9 protein-coding genes are annotated in these 11753 nt (G+C 62.4%); 5 read left to right on the top strand and 4 right to left on the bottom strand.

What is annotated here, in order from left to right; all coding sequences use genetic code 11:
• Nucleotides 1–807 carry a transglutaminase domain-containing protein gene (locus tag PanNE5_RS19570; RefSeq protein ID WP_017234286.1) on the top strand — a complete coding sequence of 269 codons (807 nt, stop codon included), beginning with the start codon at nt 1–3 and terminating at the stop codon, nt 805–807.
• Nucleotides 808–856: 49 nt separating this feature from the next.
• Complete coding sequence (locus tag PanNE5_RS19565) at nt 857–1702, top strand: proteasome-type protease (protein WP_017234287.1); 846 nt, start codon at nt 857–859, stop codon at nt 1700–1702.
• 77 nt (nt 1703–1779) lie between these two features.
• Here the strand turns inward: PanNE5_RS19565 and PanNE5_RS19560 are convergent, their stop codons facing one another.
• The 3 genes from PanNE5_RS19560 to uraH form a co-directional block, all read right to left on the bottom strand.
• Nucleotides 1780–3159, bottom strand: a complete 1380-nt coding sequence (locus PanNE5_RS19560; protein WP_261938672.1) for an MATE family efflux transporter — start codon at nt 3157–3159, stop codon at nt 1780–1782.
• Between the two features lie 559 nt (nt 3160–3718).
• Nucleotides 3719–4924, bottom strand: coding sequence for a urate hydroxylase PuuD (locus tag PanNE5_RS19555; RefSeq protein WP_150563839.1), 1206 nt, complete (start codon nt 4922–4924; stop codon nt 3719–3721).
• Between the two features lie 42 nt (nt 4925–4966).
• Nucleotides 4967–5317 carry a hydroxyisourate hydrolase gene (uraH, locus tag PanNE5_RS19550; RefSeq protein ID WP_261938671.1) on the bottom strand — a complete coding sequence of 117 codons (351 nt, stop codon included), beginning with the start codon at nt 5315–5317 and terminating at the stop codon, nt 4967–4969.
• A gap of 442 nt (nt 5318–5759) precedes the next feature.
• On the opposite strand from uraH, the gene PanNE5_RS19545 reads away from it, so the two are divergent.
• Together PanNE5_RS19545 and PanNE5_RS19540 are read left to right on the top strand one after the other, a co-directional pair.
• Nucleotides 5760–7121 (top strand): nucleobase:cation symporter-2 family protein, encoded by a 1362-nt coding sequence (locus PanNE5_RS19545; RefSeq protein ID WP_286798664.1) that lies wholly within the window; start codon nt 5760–5762, stop codon nt 7119–7121.
• The gene (locus PanNE5_RS19540; protein WP_017234292.1) at nt 7121–8479 is read left to right on the top strand and encodes an 8-oxoguanine deaminase; all 1359 of its coding nucleotides are present in this window, start codon (nt 7121–7123) and stop codon (nt 8477–8479) included. Before PanNE5_RS19545 ends, PanNE5_RS19540 begins: the two co-directional genes overlap by 1 nt.
• A 219-nt stretch (nt 8480–8698) precedes the next feature.
• Here PanNE5_RS19540 and PanNE5_RS19535 read toward each other — a convergent pair whose 3' ends face one another.
• A complete protein-coding gene (locus PanNE5_RS19535; protein ID WP_017234293.1) occupies nt 8699–9637 on the bottom strand; it encodes a LysR substrate-binding domain-containing protein in 939 nt (312 codons plus the stop codon).
• A gap of 470 nt (nt 9638–10107) precedes the next feature.
• On the opposite strand from PanNE5_RS19535, the gene PanNE5_RS19530 reads away from it, so the two are divergent.
• Nucleotides 10108–11703 (top strand): ABC-F family ATPase, encoded by a 1596-nt coding sequence (locus PanNE5_RS19530; protein WP_026132012.1) that lies wholly within the window; start codon nt 10108–10110, stop codon nt 11701–11703.
• The last annotated feature ends 50 nt before the right edge of the window (nt 11704–11753 follow it).

The raw sequence follows: 11753 nt of genomic DNA, 5'->3' as shown, positions 1-11753 counted from the left end.
ATGCGCCTGACCATCCGTCACGAGACCACCTACCGCTACGACACGCCGGTGCGTTACACCATCCAGCAGCTTCGGCTCACGCCTGCGGCGTCCGAAGTGCAGCGTATCGCGCACTGGCGGCTGAGCGCGCCCGGCAAACTCACGCCCGCGCGCGACGCGTTCGGGAACGACATGCATACCCTGGTACTTCATCAGCCGCACAGCGAAATCCATCTCATGGCCGAAGGCGAGGTCGACACCACACCGCTTATCGATGGACGGCTCGGCGAGACGACCCACGCCGTACCGGTGTTATCCTTCGCGAGCCCGACGCCGCTCACCGCGCGCAACGACGCCATCGACGCGCTTGCCGCCGCCGCCGGCGTGACCACGCCGGGCGAACTGCTGGCGCTCGCGGCCACCCTCTGCGAACAAGTCGACTACGAATCCGGAATCACCGGCGTGACCAGTACCGCCGCACAGGCACTTGCGCTTGGGCGAGGCGTCTGCCAGGATCATGCTCACCTGATGCTCGCCGTTTGCCGTGCGCGTGGCGTGCCGGCGCGATACGTCAGCGGGTATATCGATCCGGGCGACGTGCCGCACGCGGCCAGTCACGCATGGGTCGACGTGTGGCTCGACGGGGCGGGCTGGGTCAGCATCGACGTGACTCATGCCTGCTTCGCCAGCGGCAACTACTGCCGATTGGCCGTCGGACGCGATTATGAGTCTGCCGCGCCCGTCAGAGGCATGCGCAGCGGCGGTGCGACAGAAGCGCTGCACGTATCGGTCACAGTCGATACCGTGCCGCTCGATCAACAACAATAGCTTTCAGCGTGCCTGGGCCGAGGGCCCCGCACGGCAAGACAGGAACGACATGACGTATTGCGTGGCCATGAAGCTCGATGCCGGGCTCGTCTTTCTCGCCGATACCCGAACCAATGCGGGCGTCGATCACGTGAGCACCTTTCGCAAGATGCTCGTGTTCGAGCGCGCGGGCGAGCGCGTGCTCGTCCTGCTCTCGGCGGGTAACCTCGCGCTCACGCAGGCCGTGCGCCAACAACTTGTCGAAGCGCGCGACACCGAAACGCTGTGGAACGCCAAAAGCATGACCGACGTCGCGCGCGTCGTCGGCCAGGCGATTCGAGACGTCCACACACGCGATGCCAAGGCGCTCGAAGCCTTCGGTGTCGACTTCAATTGCAGCTTTCTGCTCGGCGGGCAAATCGCCGGTGCGCCGAGCCGCCTTTATCAACTGTACTCCGCAGGTAACTTTATCGAAGCGTCGTCGGTCAACCCGTACTTCCAGATCGGCGAGTCCAAATACGGCAAGCCCATCATTGATCGGCTCGTCACGCCCGCGACCTCGCTCGACGACGGCGCCAAGTGCGCGCTGATTTCCATGGATTCCACGCTTCGCTCCAACGTCTCCGTGGGGCTGCCGCTCGATCTTCTCGTGTATGAAGAAAACAGCCTGCGCGTGACGCGGTTCGCGTCGCTCGACGACGAAAACGTCTACTACAAGATGATCCACGAATCGTGGGGAGCACGCCTGCGCCAAGTGTTCGACGAACTGCCCGAACCGCAGTGGGCTGCCAGCGAAGTTAGCCGGCCCGCAGCGCTGCCGCCACGCGCCGCGCCGCCCGAAGGCGCGCCGGGCGCGGACGACGCGTCCAGCGTGCAGTCACTCGCGCAAACGTTCTCGCTAAAGATGCCGAGCTGAGCCGTCGCGGCATGACCATAAAAAACGGCGTGACCGCGAAGTCACGCCGTTTTGCCGGGTAGCCAGGGGCCAGAGCCTCAGCGCGACGCTGCGCGCGCCAAGAGCGCGTCGCCTCGGTCACTGCGCCAATATAGCCAGACGCTGATGGCAAGCGTCAGCATTTCAGTGATCAACAGCGTGTACCAGATCGCCGCGCCGCCGAACCCAACATTGAGCAGCCAAAGAATGCCCAGCAGTAACACCCAGCTTCGCAGCATGGCAATGGCCGCCGACGGTCCCGGTGACTCCACGGCCGTCAGAAAGCCCGCCACGATCAAATTGCCGGCTGCGGGCAGAAACGCCAGCGCGTACCAAAGCACCGCGTGCTCGAGAATCGACCACGCCTGAACGCCTGCCGGCAAGAACAGGAACGTCAGCGGGCGAGCCAGTGTAGCCATGGCGACAGCCACCAGCACCGAGAACCCCATCACCGCCATGACGCCGAGCCGGAACGACTCGCGCAACGCGTTCAGATCGCGCGAACCATGGTAGAAGCTGATCATCGGCTGCATGCTTTGCACGAGCGCCACCATCGTCACCGTGGCACCGAGCGTCATGTATTCCAGAATGGCGTAGGCGGCCAGCCCGGGCTCGCCAAAGTTCCACAGAATGACGCGATTGAACGCGAACACGGTCACCGCCGGGGCGATCGCCCCCAGAAACTCCGAGGCGCCGTTGTACATCATGCGCCAGATATGGACTTCGGTGTCTGCGAAAGCCCGCCATGCAGGCACGACCTTCTTGGCCAGCACGAAGTGATAGGCGAGCATCACGCTGCTGGAGACCATCATCGACAAGCCGGTGGCGAGCGACGCCCCGTACATGCCCATCTCCTTCACCACGATGAACCAATAGTCCAGCGCCACATTGGCGAGCGCGCCAAGAAACATCGCGTACAGTCCGAATCGCGCCGCCGGCGCGCCTTCCACGCGCAGGAACAGCTCCATCGCGTAAAGACCGTTCGCGAAAAGCACGAACCAGCCCCAGCCGGACAGAAAGCCCACCACGTGTTGTGTAATTTCGCCGTGTGCGCCGAGCGCGGCGGCGATTTCGTGACGGAAGGACAGCACCCCGGCGCTCATCGCGATACTGAAGGCGAGCATCACCCAGAGCACCTGCGAGAATGCGCGACGCGCCTGTGCGTCGCGTCCCTCTCCCAACAAGCGGGCAATGAGCGTGGCGCCGCCCACACCGATCATGACACTGAACGCATACGGGACATACAGCAACGGGACGACGAGATTGAGCGCTGCCAACGCCTGTTCGCCGACGTATCGACCGATGAAGATCCCGTCGATCAACGTGTAGACCGTGTATACCCAGCCGGAAAGAATGGTTGGAATCGCGAGCGACGTAAATTGTTTGAGCAGCGGCGTCCTTGTGCCCTGCGTGGATTGATGAAGAGTGGAATGAGACATGGTCCCCCCGATGACATATCGCCGCGTCGTGTCGGGACGCAGCTCACCGTGGCTTGCACATCGAAACTTCGAGATGGGAGATCGATCGGGCACGCGCAAGCGACGGCGCACCCGTCCCGCCCGCAACATCACGCGCAGCAGTGGCGCGCAGACGTCGTCAGGCAGTCAGATCGGACGGCGGAAACATTGCCTGGTGCAGATGCACCCAGACAACGCCTTGCCGGGAAGCGGAGAAAAGCAGGAAATTCATGATGTCTGATTCGTGATGCGCCTGCCGCTGTCGGCATCGCACCCGTAGTTTGACGTGATGGGAAGGTTGAGCGGATGCCGCCTTCGCAAATACGTCACGCCCGGACTGCCGGACGCGTACTACAGACCTGCGTACCCGTACCGAAGTTCCCAAGCGATTGTTTTGTCGGGGAACAGTCGAAAACGTGCACGTCACTTTCACCGCTTACAACGCCGTGCAGTGCATCAGCGCAACCTAACGCGATGACGTAAAAAAACGGGGCGCCGAAGCGCCCCAACATGGGTCCAGCAAGAAAGACGTTCGTGAAGGTTACTGCTGCGCGCCGCCGTTGAACCACGCGGCGATCTTCTGGCGTTCGTCGTCGGTCATCTGGGTCACGTTGCCCAAAGGCATCGCCTTGAGCGCCACCGCCTGCTGATAGATCCGCTGGGCGTTTTGCGAAATCTCGGCCGGCGTATCGAACATCACCCCTGCCGGTGCGCTGCCCATCATCGTCGGCTTGGCCGAGTGACACGTCGCGCAGCGTTGCGTCAGGATCGGCTGGATTTCCGAGAGCTTCACGTTCGACGCCACCGCTTCGCCGTGCGCACCTGCGGCGGGCGTCGGGGCAGGGCGCGGTGCGGCGAACACGGCGACCCCGGCGAGCAGGGCCGCGCCCGCGACCGGCAGCACGTACAGATTCTTCCCCGCGTGACGCAGCACGAAGAACTGACGAATCATCGCGCCCGCAGCCATGATGATCGAAAGAATCACCCAATTGTGCGGATTGCTATACGTGAACGCGTAGTGGTTGCTGATCATGATGAACACGACCGGCAATGTGAAATACGTGTTGTGAACCGAGCGCTGCTTGCCCAGCTTGCCCCAGATCGGGTTCGGCACCTCGCCTTTCGACAGCGCATCGACGCTCTTGCGCTGTCCCGGGATGATCCAGAAGAACACGTTTGCCGACATCGACGTCGCCATCATGGCGCCGACAATCAGGAAGGCCGCGCGCCCGGCAAAAATATGCGTCGTGGCATACGTCGCGGCGACCACGAACAGCGCAACCGCAATGCCCAGCACCCGTTCGTTCTTGCCCAGCATGCGGCACAGGAAATCGTAGACAAACCAGCCGCCAATCAGAAACGCCACCGCAAGACCCACCGCCTGACCCGGCTGCAGATCCATCACGGTCTTGTCGATGAGATACGTCTGCGGCTGCAGCAGATACAGCGCACAGAACAGGCCAAAGCCCGAGAGCCACGTCGTATACGACTTCCACTTCGACCAGTGCAGGTCTTCCGGCATCTGCGGAGGCGAGTTCAGGTACTTTTGCGCGTGGTAGAAACCGCCCCCGTGCACCGACCACATCTCACCGAACACGCCCTTTTGCTTGTCGTCGGCCGCCTTCGGCGGCTTCAGACCATTGTCCAGCATCACGAAATAGAACGACTCGCCAATCCAGGCGATGGCCGCTATCACATGCAGCCAGCGCAACAACAGATTGACCCAGTCGGTAATAAACGCTTCCATCTTATGTTCTCCTCAACTGCCTGACGTTCACGCTCGCGCTTATCAACTACCGCGATACGTGGAAAAGCTCCACGGCGACACCAGAAGGGGCACGTGGTAATGCTGGGAAGGCTCGGCCACGCCGAAACGCAGCACAACGCGATCCACGAAGCGCGGCGACGGGACGTCCACGCCCTGGGCGGCGAAATAGTCACCTGCATGGAACACGAGTTCATATTCGCCCGCGACGAATTCCTCGCCTTCGAGCAGCGGCTTGTCGCAACGGCCGTCGCGATTCGTCTGCACGTCGCGCAGCGAGCGGCGCTCGCCGTCCACACGCCATAGCTCGACACGGATGCCCGCGCCTGGCTTGCCGTGCGATGTATCAAGTACGTGGGTAGTCAGTCGTCCCATGATGTCTCCTGTGATGGATGGATGCATTGTAGGGAGATGGCGGCGTGGCAACGGGCGCAATACCAAAGATAAAAACGCGCACATACCACGCCACGCCGGACAAATACGTGACAGGCATCCCTGCGGCATGCCGACGTGCTCAGCGTACCCCGCGTGCCCTGCGAAGGGGATTTTTGGGAGCACTATTTGTTTCGTTTATCCGCCGTATAACGCCGTGCATATGATGTGTGTCCGCCACTGGACGCGCATCGCCCGGAAAGCCCAATGGCGACGTACCTGCCTCGGGAAAACCCGAGCGGCAAGATAAGCATTCAGGCATACGTTCCATGAAAAAAACACTATAGCCTCCGACGGTCTTGTCGCAAAAGGCGTCGACCTGCACCATTGAGTCACCCAAAAATAGCAATCAAACAGCCCCCCTTGGGACGGAGACGAAATGAGTGTGACAACCAACACCGTGGATCCGGTCGACGAGCGACTGCCGATCGGAAAACTGTTCATGCTGGGCCTGCAGCACGTGCTCGTGATGTATGCGGGGGCGGTCGCCGTGCCGCTCATCATCGGCGGCGCCCTTGGCTTGCCCAAGGACCAGATCGCTTTTCTCATTTCCGCCGACCTGATGTGCTGTGGCATTGCCACGCTGATCCAGAGCGTGGGCGTGGGTCGTTTCGGCATTCGCATGCCGGTCGTCATGGCCGTCACGTTCGCCGCGGTCGGTCCAATGCTCGCGATCGGCACCAATCCATCGCTCGGGTTGCCCGGCATTTTCGGGGCGACCATCGCCGCCGGTATCATCGGTACGCTGCTCGCGCCGGCCGTTGGCAAGCTGCTGCGCTTCTTTCCGCCCATTGTCACGGGCATTGTCATCACGTCGATCGGCCTGACCATCATCGGCGTGGGGATCAATTGGGCGGCGGGCGGGGTGGGCAATCCCGATTACGGCGACCCGGTCTACCTGGGGGTGTCCTTCGCGGTCCTCATCTTCATCTTGTTGATCACGCGCTTCGTGAAGGGCTTCTTCTCGAACATTGCCGTGCTGCTCGGTATTCTGTTTGGCTTCGCCATTGCGTTGATGCTTCACAAAGTCAATTTCGACGGCCTCGATCAGGTGAAGTGGTTCGACGTCGTGCTGCCGTTCCATTTCGGCATGCCGGTGTTCGATCCGTGGGCGATTGTGACGCTCACCATCGTGATGCTGATCACGTTCATCGAATCGACGGGCATGTTCCTGGCGCTTGGCGAGATCGTGGGCAAGCCGGTCGACGAGAAGGCGCTGGTGGCCGGTCTGCGTGTCGACGGCTTGGCCACCGTGATCGGCGGCCTGTTCAATACGTTCCCACATACCTCCTTTTCGCAGAATATCGGCCTCGTGGGCGTGACGGGGGTGAAAAGTCGTTGGGTGTGCGTGGCGGCGGGCGCCATCCTGCTCGTGTTCGGCTTCATTCCGAAGATGTCGGTGGTGGTGGCCTCGATTCCGCAATTCGTGCTGGGCGGCGCCGGCGTGGTCATGTTTGGCATGGTGCTTGCCACGGGCATCAAGATTCTGTCCAAGGTCGACTACTCGAACAACCGCTATAACCTGTACATTGTGGCCATCAGCATCGGCATGGCGATGATTCCGGTGGCGTCGAACAAGTTCTTCGCGAAGATGCCGGAACAACTCGCGCCGTTGCTCCACAGCGGGATTCTGCTGGCCACGCTCTCGGCAGTGATTCTGAACGCCTACTTCAATGGCTTCAAAGCGCCGGCCGCCAATGGCCACGGCGAGCAGAACGGGTCGGCGATGGGACTGGAGGCGCATTGATGAAAACGCTGCTCGTCACGAATGCCGACGTGCTGGTCACCATGGATGCGGGCCGCCGCGAAATTGCCCGAGGCGGCCTTTACATCGAGGACAACCGAATCGTGGCGGTCGGCACCCGCGATACGCTGCCGGACACGGCTGACGACGTGCTCGATCTGACCGGGCACGTCGTGATTCCCGGCCTGGTCAACACGCATCACCACATGTATCAGAGCCTCACGCGCGCCATTCCGGCGGCGCAGGACGGCGAACTGTTCAACTGGCTGACGAACCTGTATCCGGTGTGGGCGAACCTCACGCCGGAGATGATCCGCGTTTCGACCCAGACGGCCATGGCCGAGTTGCTGCTCTCGGGCTGCACCACGTCGAGCGACCACCTGTACATCTACCCGAACGGTTGCAAGCTCGACCACAGCATCGAAGCGGCCGCCGAGATCGGCATGCGCTTTCATGCCAGCCGTGGCAGCATGAGCGTCGGGCAGAGCCAGGGCGGGCTGCCGCCCGATCGTGTCGTGGAGCGCGAAGACGACATTCTCACCGACACGCAACGTCTCATCGAGACGTATCACGACGCAGGTCGCTACGCGATGCTGCGCGTGGTCGTGGCCCCGTGCTCGCCGTTTTCCGTGAGTCGTGACCTGATGCGTGAGTCGGCGACGATGGCGCGTCAGTACGGCGTATCGATGCATACCCATCTGGCGGAGAACGTCAACGATATTGCCTACAGCCGCGAGATGTTCGGCATGACGCCGGCCGAGTATGCGCAGGATCTGGGCTGGGTCGGCCACGATGTCTGGCATGCCCACTGCGTGCAACTCGACGACGCGGGCATCGCGCTGTTCGCCAAGACCGGCACCGGCGTGGCGCATTGCCCGTGTTCGAACATGCGGCTCGCATCGGGCATCGCCCCGATTCGACGCATGCGTGACGCGGGCGTGCCCGTTGGGCTGGGGGTGGACGGATCGGCGTCGAACGATGCGGCCAACATGATCGGCGAGGCGCGCCAGGCATTGCTGCTGCAACGCGTGGGCTTCGGTCCGAGCGCAATGACCGCGCGCGAGGCCCTGGAGATCGCCACGGTGGGGGGCGCGCGCGTGCTGGGGCGAGACGACATCGGCGTGCTCGCGCCCGGCATGGCGGCGGACTTCGTGGCGTTCGACACACGTGGCATCGGCATGGCGGGTGGCCTGCACGATCCGGTGGCGGCGCTGGTCTTCTGTAATCCCGGACAAGCCGCCTACAGCGTGGTGAACGGGCGGGTGGTGGTGCGCGAAGGGCGTCTGGCGACGCTTGACCTGCCGTCGCTCGTCACGCGTCACAACGCGCTGGCGCGGCAACTGGCCGAGGCATCCCGATAAGGCCCTGCCGCACCGGCCGCACCTTCACGGTGTGCGGCCCGGCGCGGCAACGGGCCGGCGGGACGTCGGGAGTGGTGTGCCTGGACTCCGGGCATGCTGCCGTGCGGTTCGGCGGAGCGGTGGGGGCCGCTCCGCCGGTAAAAACCTCGCGGGAACCCCGAGGCGAATCGATGGCGCAGGTAAGCGCGGGTAACGGCAGGTGACGACTGCGGCGACGGCCTAGGTCTGGGGGCGCATCTCAAGCAACGTCCGCGTGGCGTCGGAAATGACGCTGCGTAGCCAGCGCACCTCATCCGAATAGTGCGTGCGTTCGTGCCACAACTGGTAATACTGCATCGGCGGGAAGTCGATGGGCGCTTCGAGCACGGTGAGCGGCAGAAACTCGGCGTAATAGTCGGCGAACAGGCGCGTCGTGGTGAAGATCAGATCGGATTTGAGCAAAACGTAAGGCGCCAGATTGAAATACGGAATCGTCACGACCACATTGCGCTTCAGGCGCTCGCGCGCGAGGTGCATATCGATGGCGCCGCGTTGCGCAACGGAATAGGGCGTCGGAGCGAGATGCGGGCTGGCGAGATACTGGTCGAGTGTGAGGCCGCGTTTGGCGTAGGGGTGCGTATTGCGCACCAGGCAGACGATCTGATCGACGAACAAGTTCGAGAGGTGAAGCTGCTCCGGCGGCTCGGGCCAGTTGCCGATCACGATGTCGACCTTGCCGTCTTCGAGGGCGTGCTCATAGTCGAAGGCGGGCCCCAGCGAATGGAGTTCGAGCTGGGCGTTGGGTGCCTGCTGGCGAAAGCGCTCGACGACTGTCGGTACGAATAGCGTATTCAGATAGTCGGGCGAGCCGATGCGGAACGTGCGTACCGTCGTCGCCGGATCGAAATTCGATTGCTGAACCGTGATGCGCTCAATCTCGCGCAACGCGTTCTGTGTGGGCTCCAGCAGCGATTGACCGTACTCCGTGGGCACCATGCCCGATTTGCCGCGCACCAGCAGCGGATCGCCGGTGATGTCGCGCAACCGCCGCAGCGCCGCGCTGATCGCCGGCTGCGACTGGTTCAGCTTGACGGCCGCGCGCGTCACGCTGCGCTCGATCAACAAGGTATGAAGGACGCGCAGCAAATAAGTGTCAATCGGTTCGCGGTTCTGGCTCATAAGGAATATAACAATCCGAATATGTCGGACTGTGAATTGCATAAGGAAATCATTATGAAGCACAAGTCCCATACGCTTCTATAGCGGAAAGCCCCTACCGGCGACCGTGGCGCCTGTCGTTCGCGAGGCGACGGGCGCTGCAACAACGTTAATAGCGGGCTGGCTGCACGGTCGGGTCCCAGGCGAGTTTGCCCGCGTCGGGGGCGGCGACCGACAGCGGCTGCTGTGCCGAGCCCGCGCAGACTTAAGCGCACGCATACGCGCAGGCACAGGCGCGGACGACGCACCGATTGACGTGGCTTCGGGCAGCGTAAGACAGTCGATGACCTGTCGGCCCCTGCGTACGCCACAATTCGGATGCTTCACAACCGCTGGGGGCGGCCCGGGGCGCATGACATGCATCGGTGTTAAAATACCGGGTTTCGTGGCGCAATTTCGTGCCGCCGCACCTCATCTCCCGGATACCACCTGTGCTGTCTACTGCCAATATCACGATGCAATTCGGCGCGAAGCCGCTCTTCGAGAACATCTCCGTCAAGTTCGGCGGGGGCAACCGCTACGGCCTGATCGGCGCCAACGGTTGCGGCAAATCGACGTTCATGAAGATCCTTGGCGGCGATCTGGAGCCGAGCGGGGGCAACGTCATGCTCGAGCCGAACGTTCGCCTGGGCAAGCTCAAGCAGGACCAGTTCGCGTATGAAGAGATGCGCGTGCTCGATGTCGTGATGATGGGGCACACCGAGATGTGGGCGGCCATGAGCGAGCGCGACGCCATCTACGCCAATCCGGAGGCGACGGACGACGACTACATGCACGCGGCCGAGCTCGAGGCGAAGTTCGCCGAGTACGACGGCTACACGGCCGAAGCGCGTGCCGGCGAACTGTTGCTCGGCGTGGGCATTCCGACGGACCAGCATCAGGGGCCGATGAGCAATGTTGCGCCGGGCTGGAAGCTGCGGGTGCTGCTAGCGCAGGCGCTGTTCTCGAATCCGGACGTGCTGCTGCTCGACGAACCGACCAACAACCTGGACATCAACACGATCCGCTGGCTGGAAGACGTGCTCAACGAGCGCAACTCCACCATGATCATCATCTCGCACGATCGCCACTTTTTGAATGCCGTGTGTACGCACATGGCGGATATGGACTACGGCACGCTGAAGATCTACCCGGGCAACTACGACGACTACATGCTCGCCTCAGCCCAAGCCCGTGAACGCCAGATGGCGGCAAGCACGAAGGCGAAGGAGCGTATCGCCGACCTGCAGGACTTCGTACGTCGTTTCTCGGCGAACAAGTCGAAGGCGCGTCAGGCGACAAGCCGTCTCAAGCAGATCGACAAGATCAAGGTGGAGGACATCAAGCCGTCGTCGCGTCAGAATCCGTTCATCCGCTTCGAGTTTGAGAAGAAGCTGCACAATCTGGCGTTCGAATTCGAAGGCATTTCGAAGTCGTACGATCGTCAGATCTTCAAGAACGTCTCCGGCGCCGTGCGCGCAGGCGAACGTGTGGCGATCATCGGCGAGAACGGCGCAGGCAAGACTACGCTGCTTCGCAGCCTGATGGCGGCGTTGCCGGTCGACGCGGGCGATGTGAAGTGGGCGGAGAACGCGAACATCGGTTACATGCCGCAAGACACGTCGGAAGCGTTTCCGCAAGACCTGACGCTCACCGACTGGATGACGCAGTGGGGCAAGGAGGGCGACGACGATCAGGTGATTCGTGGCTCGCTCGGCCGTCTGCTCTTCGGTGGCGACGACGTGCGCAAATCGGTGCGTGTGCTCTCCGGGGGCGAGAAGGGCCGCATGATCTGGGGCAAGCTGATGCTGGGCCGTCACAATGTGCTGATGATGGACGAGCCGACCAACCACATGGACATGGAGTCGATCGAGTCGCTGCAGATCGCGCTCGACAAGTATCCGGGCACGCTGGTGTTCGTCTCGCATGACCGGGAATTCGTGTCGGGCCTGGCCACGCGTGTCATCGAAGTGAAGAACGACGGTACGCTCATTGATTACCAAGGCACGTACGACGAATATCTGGCGAGCCAGGGCGTGGAAGTCTGAGTCGCGTTCGGCCTCCGTTGTTCAAATGAAAGAACCCGCTTCGGCGGGTT

The organism is Pandoraea sp. NE5, from assembly GCF_024363545.1.
Taxonomy (GTDB): Bacteria; Pseudomonadota; Gammaproteobacteria; order Burkholderiales; family Burkholderiaceae; genus Pandoraea; species Pandoraea cepalis.
Note: the sequence above shows the minus strand (reverse complement) of the source record. Positions and strands in the feature narration are given on the sequence as shown.

Coding starts and splice junctions, on each gene's coding strand:
- PanNE5_RS19570 (WP_017234286.1), top strand. CDS start 1: ATGCGCCTGACCATCCGTCACGAGACCACCTACCGCTACGACACGCCG.
- PanNE5_RS19565 (WP_017234287.1), top strand. CDS start 857: ATGACGTATTGCGTGGCCATGAAGCTCGATGCCGGGCTCGTCTTTCTC.
- PanNE5_RS19560 (WP_261938672.1), bottom strand. CDS start 3,159: ATGTCTCATTCCACTCTTCATCAATCCACGCAGGGCACAAGGACGCCG.
- PanNE5_RS19555 (WP_150563839.1), bottom strand. CDS start 4,924: ATGGAAGCGTTTATTACCGACTGGGTCAATCTGTTGTTGCGCTGGCTG.
- uraH (WP_261938671.1), bottom strand. CDS start 5,317: ATGGGACGACTGACTACCCACGTACTTGATACATCGCACGGCAAGCCA.
- PanNE5_RS19540 (WP_017234292.1), top strand. CDS start 7,121: ATGAAAACGCTGCTCGTCACGAATGCCGACGTGCTGGTCACCATGGAT.
- PanNE5_RS19535 (WP_017234293.1), bottom strand. CDS start 9,637: ATGAGCCAGAACCGCGAACCGATTGACACTTATTTGCTGCGCGTCCTT.